Source organism: Deltaproteobacteria bacterium, from assembly GCA_016219225.1.
Taxonomy (GTDB): domain Bacteria; phylum Desulfobacterota; class RBG-13-43-22; order RBG-13-43-22; family RBG-13-43-22; genus RBG-13-43-22.
The window spans coordinates 1-14,430 of sequence record JACRBX010000333.1 but is presented as its reverse complement, the minus strand read 5'-3'; the positions used below and the strand labels follow the sequence as shown (position 1 = coordinate 14,430).

Annotated in this window: 13 protein-coding genes; 4 read left to right on the top strand and 9 right to left on the bottom strand. The window is 50.6% G+C overall.

Going from position 1 to position 14,430, the window contains the following annotated elements; genetic code table 11:
- Window positions 1-335: NAD(P)-binding domain-containing protein (locus HY879_26790; GenBank protein MBI5606953.1), on the bottom strand; the 335-nt coding region annotated here is incomplete at its 3' end.
- Window positions 336-818: 483 nt separating this feature from the next.
- Between HY879_26790 and HY879_26785 the strand changes: the two genes are divergently transcribed.
- Together HY879_26785 and HY879_26780 are read left to right on the top strand one after the other, a co-directional pair.
- Window positions 819-1,106: a type II toxin-antitoxin system RelE/ParE family toxin gene (locus HY879_26785; protein MBI5606952.1), complete on the top strand. Its 288-nt coding sequence runs from the start codon at window positions 819-821 to the stop codon at window positions 1,104-1,106.
- A gap of 2 nt (window positions 1,107-1,108) precedes the next feature.
- The gene (locus tag HY879_26780) at window positions 1,109-1,387 is read left to right on the top strand and encodes a HigA family addiction module antidote protein (GenBank protein ID MBI5606951.1); all 279 of its coding nucleotides are present in this window, start codon (window positions 1,109-1,111) and stop codon (window positions 1,385-1,387) included.
- Window positions 1,388-1,451: 64 nt separating this feature from the next.
- Here HY879_26780 and HY879_26775 read toward each other — a convergent pair whose 3' ends face one another.
- Both HY879_26775 and HY879_26770 read right to left on the bottom strand, forming a co-directional pair.
- A complete protein-coding gene (locus HY879_26775; GenBank protein MBI5606950.1) occupies window positions 1,452-3,104 on the bottom strand; it encodes a sigma-54-dependent Fis family transcriptional regulator in 1,653 nt (550 codons plus the stop codon).
- Between the two features lie 1,007 nt (window positions 3,105-4,111).
- Complete coding sequence (locus HY879_26770; GenBank protein MBI5606949.1) at window positions 4,112-4,471, bottom strand: nucleotidyltransferase domain-containing protein; 360 nt, start codon at window positions 4,469-4,471, stop codon at window positions 4,112-4,114.
- A gap of 1,233 nt (window positions 4,472-5,704) precedes the next feature.
- Between HY879_26770 and HY879_26765 the strand changes: the two genes are divergently transcribed.
- Both HY879_26765 and HY879_26760 read left to right on the top strand, forming a co-directional pair.
- Entirely contained in the window at window positions 5,705-5,953 is a 249-nt protein-coding gene (locus tag HY879_26765) for a type II toxin-antitoxin system RelE/ParE family toxin (protein MBI5606948.1), read from the top strand.
- Entirely contained in the window at window positions 5,950-6,195 is a 246-nt protein-coding gene (locus tag HY879_26760; protein ID MBI5606947.1) for a type II toxin-antitoxin system Phd/YefM family antitoxin, read from the top strand. Before HY879_26765 ends, HY879_26760 begins: the two co-directional genes overlap by 4 nt.
- Window positions 6,196-6,855: 660 nt before the next feature.
- Here HY879_26760 and HY879_26755 read toward each other — a convergent pair.
- From HY879_26755 to HY879_26730, 6 genes are all read right to left on the bottom strand, one after another.
- Complete coding sequence (locus HY879_26755; GenBank protein MBI5606946.1) at window positions 6,856-7,326, bottom strand: hypothetical protein; 471 nt, start codon at window positions 7,324-7,326, stop codon at window positions 6,856-6,858.
- Between the two features lie 344 nt (window positions 7,327-7,670).
- On the bottom strand, window positions 7,671-8,936 hold the full coding sequence (locus HY879_26750; protein MBI5606945.1) for an amidohydrolase: 1,266 nt from the start codon (window positions 8,934-8,936) through the stop codon (window positions 7,671-7,673).
- A gap of 79 nt (window positions 8,937-9,015) precedes the next feature.
- The gene (locus HY879_26745; GenBank protein MBI5606944.1) at window positions 9,016-10,446 is read right to left on the bottom strand and encodes an ABC transporter substrate-binding protein; all 1,431 of its coding nucleotides are present in this window, start codon (window positions 10,444-10,446) and stop codon (window positions 9,016-9,018) included.
- Window positions 10,447-10,515: 69 nt separating this feature from the next.
- The gene (locus tag HY879_26740) at window positions 10,516-11,487 is read right to left on the bottom strand and encodes an FAD binding domain-containing protein (protein MBI5606943.1); all 972 of its coding nucleotides are present in this window, start codon (window positions 11,485-11,487) and stop codon (window positions 10,516-10,518) included.
- On the bottom strand, window positions 11,484-13,775 hold the full coding sequence (locus HY879_26735) for a xanthine dehydrogenase family protein molybdopterin-binding subunit (GenBank protein ID MBI5606942.1): 2,292 nt from the start codon (window positions 13,773-13,775) through the stop codon (window positions 11,484-11,486). The genes HY879_26740 and HY879_26735 overlap by 4 nt, the downstream gene beginning before the upstream one ends.
- Complete coding sequence (locus HY879_26730; protein ID MBI5606941.1) at window positions 13,772-14,278, bottom strand: (2Fe-2S)-binding protein; 507 nt, start codon at window positions 14,276-14,278, stop codon at window positions 13,772-13,774. Before HY879_26730 ends, HY879_26735 begins: the two co-directional genes overlap by 4 nt.
- Between the last annotated feature and the right edge of the window lie 152 nt (window positions 14,279-14,430).

Sequence of the window (14,430 nt, the reverse complement as noted above, 5' to 3'; positions counted from 1 at the left end):
TAAAAAACATAATGGGTTTCAATGCCCGGCTGAACGATTAAATCAATTTCGATATCATGATAACTGGTTGCAAAATCTTTTGATTTCAGCATCTTTAGGAGGGTATAGAACCCCTCCCCAAATTCCGATATAATCAGTATAACATCAATCTGGCTTCCAACCCCTTTTTCAGAAAGAAATTTCAAATTGGACCTTATTTTATTTTTGGTCCTCTGGAGAACTTCAGGACTAAGGTCATAAAGGAAGACCTCATTGCCCCCGCTGACAAAAATCTGGGCAATTCCATGGCCCATCAATCCGGCACCGATAACAGCTACATGTTCCGATCGCGACATCTGACACTCCTACCCGGTTGGGCAATCCATCTTTTAACTCGACCTTTTTCATCGTCCCTCCTCCCGAGAGGATATTGGTTGTCTCTCATCACCGGTGAAGTTATCGAAGAGAAGATCTTGGGAGGCTATCATTTCAAGAACTGTGCCGGAAGCAGGCAGGGAGCGATCTGATAGATAAGTAGTTTATTTTAATTAATTTTTATTGATTGAACCGTAAAGGGGCAGGGCCGGGTGCACTCAATATACTGCGCGTCCCCGTAAAATATTGAGCTTTGACTTAGCGCCTTTAGGGCGGACCCTAAAAACATCTCACGCAAAGACGCAAAAAATCAATAAAACAAAGTAATGTCATAGTTTTTAATCTTTTCGCGACGTTGCGCGTGAGACCGCCTTTTCGAATTGTTTCTTCTTAAATTTTTTCACCCGCCTTCTGTGCAAAAAACTTATTGCCATACTACACCTTTCGTAGTATATATACTGGAAATGATACTTTCATGGGCGAATAGCCGTACCCAACGCTTTTACGAACAAGGTAAAGCATCCAAATTCCCCGGGATGGATATTGGGGCTGCTGAAGACTTGCTGGCCATTCTTGATGCTGCGGAATCTCTCAAGGATATAAGTCCCTTAAAAAGCGTTGGCCTCCATAAGTTGTCGGGGAGCAGGGCGGGGCAATGGGCGATGACGGTAAACGGGCCATGGCGTATCTGTTTCCGTTTTAAAGACGGCGATGCATTCGATGTTCAAATTACAGACTACCACAGGGGATAAAAATGAAACCAATTCATCCGGGACGTATTCTTAAAAGAGAAATAACGGCCCGAAACCTTTCAGCCAATAAATTGGCTTTGATATTACGTGTCCCATCAGGACGTATTACCCAAATTCTCAACGAAAGACGTGGAATTAGTTCAGAAACAGCGCTTCGGTTATCCCGGTATTTTGGAAACAGCGCTCAGTTTTGGATGAACCTTCAAACCAGATACGAACTAACAGTTACCGAACATGAAATGGGTTCAAGAATTAACCTCGAGGTGCAACAACCTGCTTAAAATTGCTACCGTCCATGTAGGCATCTGTGCGTCCGTATCGAAAAAGTCCGTGTCTATTATCAATCTATGAATGGGCGGGTCTCTGGATACCCGATTTTTTCATCCGAAATCTCAGGGAACTCGGATGAAGACCTAACTGCCGGGCTGCGCCCTTGGGTCCCTGAATCACCCAGGAGGTCTTTTCCAGGACTTCGATCAGATAGGCCCGCTCCCTCTCTTGAAGGGTCATCCCTTGATCCGGAATCTTTCCTGAGGGTGTCGGTATTTCAATTTGGAGGTTTCCTTCCGGACTGGTGATAACCGATCTTTCGATCAAATTCTCCAGTTCCCGGATGTTTCCCGGCCATGAATAACTCTTTAAGGCCTTGATCGTTTTTTGAGAAATTAACTTAAATTTCTTGCCGCTCCATTTGCTGTATTTATCCACAAACCATTCCACGAAGAGGGGAATATCATCCAGCCGCTCCCGCAAAGGCGGCACGAAAATAGGGAAAACGCTTAGGCGATACCAGAGGTCCCGGCGAAATCTCCCTTCTTCCACGTCCTTTTCCAGATCCCGGTTGGTAGCGGCGATGATCCGCACATCGGTCTTGATTGTCTCGGTCCCGCCCACCCGTTCAAACTCCCCGTCTTGCAGGACCCGGAGCAGCTTGGGCTGCAGATCCAGGGGGAGCTCTCCTATTTCATCCAGGAAAAGAGTCGTCCCGTGGGCCAACTCGAAACGGCCTGCCCGCCTGGCAGACGCTCCGGTAAAGGCCCCTTTCTCGTGACCGAACAATTCGCTCTCAATCAGACTGGGGGTTAAAGCCGCGCAATTGACTATGACCAGCGGACGGCTGCTATGCTTGCTGGCGTCATGAAGGGATCGGGCGATCAACCCCTTGCCGGTTCCCGTCTCCCCTAACAGAAGGACCGGAGCGTTGGTCGGGGCCACCTGTTTCACTTTGACCAGAATACGCTGCAAGGCCTGGCTCTGACCCACGATGTCTCCGTAATTGTGTTCCGCTTTGGTTTCTTCACTCAGATAAAGATAATCCGCCTCGATCTGCTCCTTGAGTTTCTTTATCTCAGCCAGAAGCCGTTGCACTTCGGAAAGGGCGTTACGTAACGATTCCTCGGAACGCTTTCGCAAGAGGGCATTGGCAAAAATCTCTCCGAAAAGACGGATCTTCGAAATGTTTTCCTTCGGAATGATATCCTTCTGCCGGATAGAGTGCCTCTCGTGCCTGGCGAGTATGATAGCGCCCAACTTTGTCCCTGCAGCAATAATCGGGACCGATATAAAAGAAATAACACCGCTGGTAGAAACATAATTCTCCATTTTTTCAGCTTTCTCTGATTTCTTGCCGGAAGACGGATAGGTGACATATTCACCCTTATCCCATTGTTCAAACATGTATTCCATTTTCTCGGCAAAATCGGGCCGGCTTCTGAAGCTCCTTAACTGATCGGCGAATTCCTCACGGCGGGCCCACAGAAAGACCTTCTCCGCTGAATCGAATAGGGTCAGCCAATCCTGTGCTTCCTGATCGAATAGATGAAAGTTGCAGGAATCACCGCCAAGGAGACCGGCAAGCCGTCCAAAATCATTTCTAACAATGCCCTCAATCTCTTCAATCGGCATGTTTATGTATTTTGCCGACACTTCGGATAAAAGACGTTCGAAATAAATCGGCTCTTCGGCGTTTCCTTCTTTAAAAGGGGAATTCTTGTTCATGAAATGTTCCTTCTCCCGGGATCTTCCGTCATAAGAAAACTACAAACATGGGTCTGGAAAAAGCAAACTCACGCTCGGCGTTGGACTAAAGGGCTTGCGGGACGAAATCTCGCCTGGCCGAAAGATCGAATAGTAATTTCTTCAATTGTTTCATACCGTTTCCAACCCTTAGAATAGCCGCAATATATTACGGCCTCTTTTATATCAAAACCTGAGCGTCTGATCCACAAAAAAATGGTGGCCTCCGTAGTATTCGGGGGGCAGGATCAGCGAAGGAGTCCTATTAAATCAGAAAAAAATTAAAGGCGTCCTGCCTTCTCTCCAGCGGCCAATAGTTCCGTTTCAGACAATTGACCTTCCCAAACCAAAAGCCAGGCATGGAAGAACGGATTGACGAATCGATATTCCCCGCTAGAGTAAAACACCAAGCGGGGGGGGGAGAAGCCGATTAAGTCCTGCCTTTGCGGAAGACGGCATGATCCCCCCTGCCTCGCGCAAAAATTCAGCCCAAGTAGGCGCCTTCCCGCCAATTCGAGCAATTGTTCTCAGAACCCTGAAACTTATCCGGGGAATGGGTCCAACCTCGACCGGGACGGCGCTCTTAAAAAATGCGCTGTCCGGATCAATGGATATCGTATCCCTGTCGTGGCGGACACTGCCGCTAAAAATGTTGGAGATATCCGCTTGAAACTGAATTTTGCTGCGAAGGGCGGCCAGGATCTTTCTGGAGGTTACATTGAAAGACTCTTAATGAAGAGTAGCGGACCCTAAGGAGTTCATCAGCAAAGCCCACCTATCGAAAGGGAAAGATCCCTACACCCTTTCTTATTTCAGGACCAGTGCAGTCAGGGGATCGAATTACATCTCGGACACGACGAATCGTGGAAAGAGCATTGGCAGCTTCCGCTATCGTTACATCAGGGTAATCACCCGGATAACGATATTCAACTCCGTAAAGTTCCCCCCCTTCATACAGGTGTTGAGCGACCGCGAGATCACTTTCCGCCTTACTGATCCACTCTCGGGTAAATTCCGCTTTCACCTCTTCGGGACATTTCATAGATTACCTTCCCATATTTGTTTGCCGGATAGGCTAATCCGCCAATTATATCCTTGGTTTCATCAAACCTTTCAGAAGTCATAGCAAAAATATCTACGGGAATCCCTATATCTCCCAGGGCAGAACGTAATCGAATGTTTTCTTTCCGCTGGTTTATGAAATCAGGCTCTACAATCAATAAATCAATGTCGCTGTCGATGATCATAGTGCCCATCGCCGCAGATCCAAACAGAATGATTCGTTCCGGTTTAGTAACCGACAATATACGCTGAACGATATCTTTCAAAATCTTCTCATCGATCTTCATCTCAAACTTCCAATCCTGGCAAAAATTCCTCAGATTTTTTCATGGACCTGCCTTTTGTCCAGGGGGGTAACCAGAATTAATATTAATATAACTATTTAATTTTAACCCTATCCGCCAATTAAAGTCAATCTCAAAAAGAAATACGAGTACGGCGTTTTTCAAGTTTGGCCTCTCGTGAGGTTTATCTTTCGGCCGTTCCTGGGAAAGTTCCATACCGGACAGTTGACTCAAGGACTTGGAATTCGCGATTAAGAAAGCAGGTCTTGACCATAATGAATGGGTACAGATTGTGGGAAGGCTAAGGAAGTTTTTATATATTTTCCTTGTTATGAAGAAAGAACCGAATGTGATTTTATCATAAAAGAAGGCCATAAAGGTTTCTGAAGCCATAACGATAAAAATAACCACCATTCCCTTTTCTCTCTGGTTATTAACCGACGCACTTTGAAAATAAGCCGGTAATAGACCCGCCAAAAGCTACCTGACGTTTCTTTCCAGTCTGCCGATGCCGCTTTTTTGCCCGAAAAATGGGTAACATTAAACTTCAGATCAATTAGTTCGCCGACCAACCCCCCTCCAAATCTCTTAAAATTTTCCAAAAGGCTTTGACTATTCCGGCTGTCCAACTCAGTAACGAAGGAGAACTTTCCGCATTTTTTTCAATGGCCCCCAGTCCATCCTCACCGCCCCCGCCTTTCAACGGATGTCAAGATTGTCCTGAAGCAGAACGAAAAGCCTGCCCCTCACTCAAACAAAATTCATTACCTCAAATGGTCAATTTAAAAGAATCAACCCCCCGGGATTCTTCTGCCGGTCTCCCGGCTCATCCGGGCGTGAGGCGGTTTAGCTTTTTCAGTTATCGTGATACCAATGAAATCCGTCCCGGCCCGAGGTCCAGGTCTTATGGGATCGGAATGGGTGGCCGAAATAGTTCGGAATACCCACGTATGATCTTCGAAATAAAATACAAAGCAACTTCTGCATGACCCCTTTTACCTTTTACTTAAGTTTATAAGTTAACAGCGTCCCCTTAGTATACTCAAGCTTCTCTCCGGCAGGAAGGCGGCGATGGCCTTTCCATGGCTGCCGTAGGTCAAAGGGAACCGTAGTTATCTTGTCAAGAAAAAATGAGGGCCGATTCTCATTGACATTTTAATAGATTCTGGCTATATTCTTCCCAGAATGAAATACCAGGTCATCATAGCGAGAAGCGCACAGGAGGCTTTTAATAAATTGAATGCCCAATGGCGTTCTTCCTTGAAGAAGGCCATGCGAACCCATCTTGAAAATGCCCCTAAACAAGAAAGTAAGAGTCGGATTAAGCGGCTTAAGGGGTTACGGCAACCGCAGTACCGACTGCGGGTAAATGAGATACGTGTGTTTTACGACGTCAACGACGGAAAGGGACGTGTCGAAGTGTTGGGTTTTGTAATGAAACCCGAAACGGCAAAATGGCTGCAATTACATGGAGCACCGGAATGAAAAGGCATACGATGAGCGAAGCAAAAAATGATAGCTGTAGTATTATCCGTGAAGCAGAAAAAGAAGAAATCCTTATTACGCGTCATGGCAAACCAGCCGCCGTTGTAATTGGATTTCGCGACGAGGACGATTGGTTCGACTATAAAATCGAACATGATGAAAAATTTCTCCGAAAAATCGCTAAGGCCAGGGAAGAAATCCGGAAAGGGGAATACGTGACCCTGGACGAGTTAGCCGATTGAAAACCAACTCCCCGATGAACTTTTTTGAATGTAATGAACACCCTTTACAGAAACCGTTCAACCGGAACCGTTAACTGGGCACGATTTACCCTGGTCCAGGCAGCCTTGTCAGAGTGTTGACCTGATTTTTCCCTCTCAAAAAATCAGGTCAAAAAATGACTACCGCAGCGATCTTTGTGGGCTCGAGCGCTCCGCTTGAGGCGGAGAGCGGGCGAAAAAAGAATTTTTGGATCATCTCCAAAAAAGTCGGCGATGACAAAGGATTCAGGGGCAAGGCCTCCGACTTGGGGAGCCTGCGAAGTGGCCGGAATAGCTCTCAATGCGCATTCAGGCTTTGAATTTGAAGCCTTCAGCTTTTTGGCTTTATCCCAACGCCGAACTCCCTCTGGGGCGTAGGCTCCTTTGGGCCGGAGGCCGAACACTGAACACCAAACGTTCTTCCAGGTGGGGGGGGCTCCTTAAAAGCGTGTTTTGGGGGCCTAAAAAACCGGTTTAAGCCTATTTTTGGCCCCATCTTTTCGAGAATATAATTTTAATTCAACCTCTTCGGACGGTCCAACCCAATGCTGTTATTAGATTGGCTGGTTGAGGATGATTAAATGGACTGAGTTCCAAATTAGTTGACTTGCCAACCTCAAAATTTAGAACCATTACATGCACCTATCTTGTAATGCATTTCAACTTATGCTTTTCCATATTCCAATATATACATTTTTTGGGCCATGTTGGGCAAATCTCTGAATGCTTTCCAGAAACCTTTGAAACGATAATAGGTTTCTTTTGATACTTTTTAATGTTTTCTATCGCCTCTTCTTTAGATACAAATTTCGCTTTGCCAGCCTCGACCATTCCGGCAGCCAATTCATCGAGAAAAACGGATTCTGTAAGTGGGGTATCCATATGTAATGATCTGCAAATACGCTCCCCTATTGCACACTGCTGCGATTCTTGGATCAATTTCACAGCTTCTTCAGCAGTTAATTTTAAAGGTTCAGATCTTTTGACATTATTTAGCAAAGCGTTACCAACTTCACTTTCATTTAATGAGCCACCAACGGAGTTAAATATCGAAAAGGCCTGCTCAATATGCTTACAAACTTTACCAGAGGTGTAATCTTGAATCGTTGCCATAAAACCTCCATTCGAATTTCAACAACTTCTTCATCGGGTGAGTCTCAAAGTTTTTGGACCCTCCCCCACCCCCCAATACCGGAGTGGGGGAGGCCAAACATTATTTCATTATTTATTCGGGCGCTAAGGGGCGCCGTGTACCCAATAACCACTTCTTTGGGCGGTTCGGCAGATTTTACGTCTGCGGCGGCAATCGCCGCCAACAAGCCCAATACCAATAACGGGATCATTCCTTTCATCTACTTCGTTTTCTTTTTCTTCCTCCCTCCTGTTTTTTATTGGTCAACTAAATATTAGTTTTGCCATGCCGGGCGCCGGACACCCAACTCTCTTGGAGATGATCCTCATTTATTACCTGTAAAATCTACCAAGAAATCTACCGCCAAATTCGCCATAGTGCGAACCCCGAAAATCAGGGCCTTCTCATCCACAAAGAAATAAGGGGTATGGGGGGGAAACGGCTTCTTTCCTGGCGGGAGAACGCCAAGGAAATAATATATTCCCGGGACTTTTTCCTGATAGAAAGCGAAATCATCCCCTGCAGTGAGTTGGGGGTGTGGCCCCACCTTTCCGGGTCCGGCAATCCTTTGAAGGGTGGGGATCATGCGGGTGGTCAGTTTCGGATCATTATAGACGATGGGTCCGTCTAAAAAAACGGAGACATCGGCAGTCGCCCCGGCCGACTCGGCAATAGAGCTGGCCGTCTTTTTTACTTGTTCATGCAACTTCAGCCGGATTTTGGATTCAAAGACCCGGATCGTTCCCTCCATCTCCACTTCGGCTGGGATAATGTTATGCCGGGTGCCTCCCTTGATCATTCCAACGGTCACTACTGCGGGGGTGGCGGTGAGATCGGTCTGTCTGCTTACGATGGTTTGCAGTCCCATGACTATCTGGGAAGCAATCACGATGGGATCCATTCCCAGCCAGGGCATGGCTCCGTGAGACCCCTTCCCTTTCACGACGATCTTAAACCTATCCGCGCTGGCCATCGCCCCTCCTTCCCGGATTCCGATTACCCCGGTCGGAACTGTGGCCACATGGAGGCCAAAAATAGCATCGGGCTTGGGTGATTCAAGCACTCCTTCTTTGATCATAAGAGCGGCTCCCCCTTCTTCTCCCGGAGGGGCCCCTTCTTCTGACGGCTGGAAGATAAATTTTATCGTTCCGGGCAAGCGGTCTCGCATCTTCGTCAGGATTTCAGCCACTCCCATGAGTATGGCGGTGTGGCTATCGTGACCACAGGCATGCATCACCCCTTTATTCTTAGAGGCAAAAGGCACTTCCACCAACTCCGTTATCGGGAGTGCGTCCATATCCGCCCGGAGAGCGATCACCGGGGTATCCTTCTGCCCTCGCAGAATCCCCACAACCCCCGTGTGGGCGACCTTAGTTTTCACCTCCAGTCCGAGCTTTCGCAGATGCCCCTCTACAATTTTCGAAGTTCTGAACTCCCGATTGGAGAGCTCCGGATTCTGGTGTATATCCCGCCGCCACTCAATCACGCTGCCTTCCACCTCCTTGGCCAATCGGTCGATATCCGGACCCAGCGGACTGCTGACCGGAGACTGCGCCCAACCGATACTGGAGAAAAGCACAAGGATGGGCATAAAGAACAGAAATGTGCGGTAATAATTGGAATAACTTTTAAAATCGATCCGGTTCATTTTCGCCTCCTGGTATGCTTGATCATTCCCCCCAATTATTCTTGCCTCTGCATCGATCCAACGTCTGATCCATCCAGGGCAAAACTTTAGCCGCCGGGATCTTAAATGATGGGCCAACAAAGGATGCTCCTTGAAACCAAAAGTAAGGCGGGATATTCATAGCCATCTTCTGCTGATCCGGAGGCACAAATTCGCCTACCCCCAGGTCCTGGATGGCCTTGTGATCGCAGGGACGCATTTTTAGGATTTTCCCGTTTACATACTGAAAGGAATCCCCCTCCCAGGTCTTGATAATCTTTTCCGGATCCAGACTTCCGGCCCGCTCGATGACACTCAGAAGCCAGTAGGTCTGCATAATGTAGGAGCCTACTGTCCCGGTTCCGTGTTCATAGTTTCTGGTATTGAAAGGGTCTTTCCACTTGGTCTTCCAGAGGTTGTTCCAGGTTTTATAATACTTGGTCTGATCCGGCGTTTTAAAGTCCGGATTCTCGACAAACATCTGGCTGAGTTGAACCAATCCTTTAGACCCTTCCACCCCGACCTCATGAAGGAAGTTGGGTTCATCCAGGAAGATGTGGGCGAAAGGAAGGGTGATCCCCAGTTGCCTGGCCTGTTTCAGGAGATTAGCCGCGTCCGGGATCCAGTCTCCGGTGAACACCACCTCGGCCCCGGAGGCCTTGATCTTGGTCAGGTATGGGGCGAAGTCGGTCAGAAACAGCTTATGGTAATCCTCGCCGACAATCTGGGCCTCCGGATAGTATTCTTTCAAGCCATGCTTAAATCCTGAGGCCAGGGCATGACCGAACATGTAGTCCTGGCAGAGGATGTAAAACTTTTTTTCTTTTTTCCGGATTTGTCCGTAGTAATAAGCAAGACCCCGGCCGACCTGTTCGGTGGAAAAAGAGGTCATAAAAGAATATCGTGTGAAATTGGTGGCATCATAGAGGTCATCCGTAGGGGAAGCCGCATCGATAGTGATGACCTTGTATTTGTTGGCCACATCGTTGATGATCTTCATCAGATTGCTGCCATCGGTACCCCACATGACGTTGACCTTTTCCTGGAGGACCATCCGTTCACAGATCTTCTTGGTCTGGTCCGGCCTGGACATATGATCGGCCTTGATGACCTGGACCAGCTTTTTTTTGCCGTCCACCAGGATGCCGCCCCTTTTGTTGATGTCATGGGCCGCCCAGAGAACAGAGATATAAAAAATATTACCTACCTTGGCCGCCGGACCGGAAAAAGAGGCCACTACCGCGATCTTGATAGTGTCCCCGGAGGTGACCGCCGGGTTGTTGGGATCGAAGTCGGACATGTCGCCCATTTTTTTGACATCAAAGGCGGCATTGGCCGACAGGACCTGCGCTGGGCTTAAGATCGTCAAATGGAGTAAGGAAAAAATAAAGGGAAGAACTAAAAGCAATCTACCGAACTTACCAATCGCATTCATTTTGTACCTCCTTTAATTTTTTAGAAAACTAAAATTAGCAGAGTGGACCACGATTATTTAACATGGAGCTCACCCCAGGATCGCCCTTTTGATCAGGGTCTTGGCGATGGGGATCTTGTAAGCATTCATGCTGAGAGGTCGGGCGCCTGCCAGGGCTTGGTCCGAAGCCTCGGCGGCTGTTTCCTCATTAATGGGTCTTCCCGTAAGAACCTCCTCGGCTTTCCTGGCCCGCACCGGTCCGGGGGCCAGGGCCCCGAGGGCAATACTGGCGTCCAGGCACAGGCCTTTCTCGACGGTCACGACCACGGCCACGCTCACGATGGCAAAATCTATCGGTTTCCTTAAGGTGAATTTCAGAAACCTTTGTGCGGCCCCCTCAGAACCTCCGGGGACCTCGATGGCATAGATTATTTCATCCTTTTCCAACCTCTTGGAAAGGGACCCATAAAAATCCGTCATTACTACGGTCCTTTGGCCGTCGGGTCCGGAAATGACCAGGCGGGCGTCGAGGGCGGCCAGGGCCACGGCCATATCCGAAGGGCCTACGGCAAAACATTTCCTGGCCTCCATAACGGCCTGATAGCGATTGTCCCCCTTTACGGCCAAACAGGACCCGCTTCCTTTCCGGGCACATTGCACGGGGCCGCCGATATGTCGCGGATAGCGGTAATACCAGCAGCGCACATCCTGGCACAGGTTTCCGCCAATGGTGGCCGCATTGCGAATCTGGGGCGTCGCTACGGACTGGGCCGCCTCGGCCAGGAGCGGGTACCGGTCCCTAACTAGAGGGGAATTAATGATCTGGGAAAGTTTGGCATTCGCGCCTATGGTCAATCCATATCCCCTTGCCTCCAGGGAATCGAGACCGGGAATGGTCTTGATGTTGATGACCGCCTCCGGGTAGACGGACAGGTTCTCAGCCTTAAGGGTGGCCAGGAGGTCGGTGCCCCCGGCATGAAGGACCGCCCTCCCCTTATACTGCCGGAGGTATCCGCAGGCCTCGGCCACGGTTCGGGCATTAACATGGATAAACGACCTCATAGGGCCCCTCCCCGGCCGGCCGCTTCAGGCCTTTGGCTCAAGGCCTGAAGCACTTTCTCGGGCGTCACCGGATAATCGTGCAGCCAGAGGCCCAGGGCATTGGATACGGCCATGAGAACCGCCGACGGACCGGGGGAAGTGGCCACCTCGCCTACCCCCACGGCATGGAACCGGTGGGAGGGAAAAGGGGTTTCCAGGACCACATTGTCGATAGGCGGGAGTTCCTTAAAGGTCCGCCACTTGTAGTCGATCAGGTTGGCATTGAGTATGTGGCCGGTTGAGCGATCCATAATCGTTTCTTCAAAGACGGCACTGTCGATGCCCCCTGAGCCGAGGCAGCCATTAAGCTGACCCTGGAGGCCGGGAGGGTCGATTATCTGACCGGCATCGGTCGCATTGACGATATGGACCAGGTCCACTTTCCCTGTTTCTGTGTCCACTTCGCATTCGATAAAAGTCATCATGCAGTTACTGAGCGTGTAGTCGGGCTCGAAACGGCCGAAGCCGGTTATGGTGCGATCCACGGACATGGCCCTCCACGGTTTTTTCTTCTCCGGATCGGTCTTGAGGAAAATCATCCCGTCGGCCGTGTCACAGTCTTCCGGTTTGGCCTGGAGCATGGGGGCGACCAGCTCGAAGAGCTTGGTCCTGGCATCTTCCGCGGCCCTGATTACCGCCGTGCCGATGGCATAGGTCCCCCTGGAGCCGGCCGGTCCGAACTCATAGGGGGTGACCAAAGAATCGGCCGGCCCCATGGAAACCCTCTCCAACGGCACCTGCAGCACCTCGGCCACCATCTTGGTGAAATTGCTCCGCTGGCCTGTGCCGTGTTCGGTCACACAGGAGAAGACCTTCACCTGCCCGTCCGGGTGCAGCCGCACATAGGCCTCCGAGGCATCCTCGCCGATATCGGCATTTCCATGGACCCCGACACCGATTCCGCTCCTCCGGGTGCCCTTGACCATGGTGGGTTTAAGCCAGCCCTTCCACTTCTCTTTCCAGCCGAAGACCCTGGCCCCTTCATCCATGGCCGGCCCAAAGTCCATGCCCCTGTAAGTATACCAGCGACCGTCCCGCCAGAAATAGCCGTCGCCGGGTTTGACATAATTCTTTTTGAGAAACTCAAAGGTATCGATAGCGAGTTTCTCCATGGCCCGGCTCAAAAGGGGGATGAGGATGCACTTCAGCTCCTGGCCCCCGAAGCCCCTGACGATGCCCGAGGCATTCCGGTTGGTACAGACAATCGTTGGCTTCAGGTCCCAATTGGGACAGCGGATCATGATCTGGACTTCGCCACAGCCCACGGCCACCTGGGCCTGGGTGGTCATGGAATAATAACCCGTATCGATGAGCCACCTGCCCGACAGGGCCGTCACCGTTCCGTCCTTCTTCAGGCCCACCTTGCCCTGCAACCGCGAGGCCGGGCGCAGGGTAAATACGGCCAGGTGCTCTTCCTTGGTGAGGACGAGCTTTACCGGTTTTCCCGTGGCCCGGCTCAGGAGAATCGCCTGGGCCTGGACCTGCCAGGACATAAACTTCGACCCGAAGCTGGCTCCGCAAGGCCCGCCAATGCTGCGCACCTCCACCTCCCGGTTGGTCACATGAAAGAGGGTGACCTTATCCATGTAGGAGGCCTGATTGGATACCCAGAGGGTCGCTTGGTTCGGATCCTCCCACAAGGCGATGACCCCGGGCGGCTCGGGCGGCAGAGGGTTGGGCAGGTTTTCGTAAGCGCAAACCCCTTCGACGACCACATCAGCCTCTTCAAAACCTTTTTCCACATCGCCCATGACCACCTCTTTCAGACACCTGGGTCCGAAAAAAGGCATGCCCGGGGTGACCACGTTACCGGGGTACTCCTCATACAACTGGGGCGCCCCCGGCCTCAAGGCCTCTTCCATGTCCAGAACCGCCGGCAAGACCTCGTAGTCGCATTCAATCAGCGAAAGGGCTTCCAAGGCGATCTCTTCCGTCACCGCGGCCACCAGGGCCACCGCATCACCGACGAACCGGACCTTGCGCCCGAGCACAGGGGTGTTGCGGGGCGTACCGCCCCTCCAATCGGGGACGTCCTCCCAGATCAGTACGGCTTTCACCCCTTCGAGGGCCTCGGCCTTCGTCTTGTCCACCTTTTTAATCAGGGCGTGGGCCTGGGGGCTTCGCAGCACCTTCGCGTAAAGCATATCCGGCATTTTGATATCACCCAGATACCGCGTGCGGCCGGTGACGATTTCAGAAGCGTCTCTTCTGGGCGTGGCCACGCCGATGTACCTGTACTTGCCGGTCATGGCCCTTCCTTCACCTTTCCGGATGCGGCCAAAACGGCCTGGACGACATGGTAGTGGCTGATGCAGCGGCAAAAGTTACCCGAAAGGGCCTCTTTCACCTCTTCCTCCGTTGGAGAAGGATTTTCGTTGAGCAGGACCTTGGCGCTCATGATCATGCCCGGCGTGCAAAAGCCGCACTGAAAGGCCGTATGATCGATAAAGGCTTGCTGCAGGGGGTCAAGTTTTCCTGTCCTGGGATCGCTCAGTCCCTCGATGGTCGTCACCTGCCGGCCGTCCAATTCAATGGTCAAGGTCAGGCAGGAAAGCACGGCTCGGCCGTCCAGAAGCACGGTGCAGCCTCCGCAGGCCCCGTGGTCGCAGGAAACCTTGGTGCCGGTAAGACCCAGGGTCTCTCTGAGGGTAAAAGACAGGGTGTGGGCCGGGTCAACTTCGCCGGGCCGATCGCCCACGTTAAGCCGATAATCTTGCCCGTTCACATTTAAAGCAATTACTCTTTCGCCTATTTTCTTTTTCAGTAACTATTCACCATTCCAAACGTAATTGATGCCTCAGAGCAGTTATTCAGTCTCCATAAATGGAGGCCATTTCCCCTCAAACAACAGTCTCAATGATTCCGATGGCGTGAGACCCTGCTTACGGCAGGTGGATAAATAAC

Coding starts and splice junctions, on each gene's coding strand:
- HY879_26735 (MBI5606942.1), bottom strand. CDS start 13,775: ATGACCGGCAAGTACAGGTACATCGGCGTGGCCACGCCCAGAAGAGAC.
- HY879_26780 (MBI5606951.1), top strand. CDS start 1,109: ATGAAACCAATTCATCCGGGACGTATTCTTAAAAGAGAAATAACGGCC.
- HY879_26750 (MBI5606945.1), bottom strand. CDS start 8,936: ATGCCCATCCTTGTGCTTTTCTCCAGTATCGGTTGGGCGCAGTCTCCG.
- HY879_26785 (MBI5606952.1), top strand. CDS start 819: ATGATACTTTCATGGGCGAATAGCCGTACCCAACGCTTTTACGAACAA.
- HY879_26740 (MBI5606943.1), bottom strand. CDS start 11,487: ATGAGGTCGTTTATCCATGTTAATGCCCGAACCGTGGCCGAGGCCTGC.
- HY879_26745 (MBI5606944.1), bottom strand. CDS start 10,446: ATGAATGCGATTGGTAAGTTCGGTAGATTGCTTTTAGTTCTTCCCTTT.
- HY879_26760 (MBI5606947.1), top strand. CDS start 5,950: ATGAAAAGGCATACGATGAGCGAAGCAAAAAATGATAGCTGTAGTATT.
- HY879_26755 (MBI5606946.1), bottom strand. CDS start 7,326: ATGGCAACGATTCAAGATTACACCTCTGGTAAAGTTTGTAAGCATATT.
- HY879_26775 (MBI5606950.1), bottom strand. CDS start 3,104: ATGAACAAGAATTCCCCTTTTAAAGAAGGAAACGCCGAAGAGCCGATT.
- HY879_26770 (MBI5606949.1), bottom strand. CDS start 4,471: ATGAAGATCGATGAGAAGATTTTGAAAGATATCGTTCAGCGTATATTG.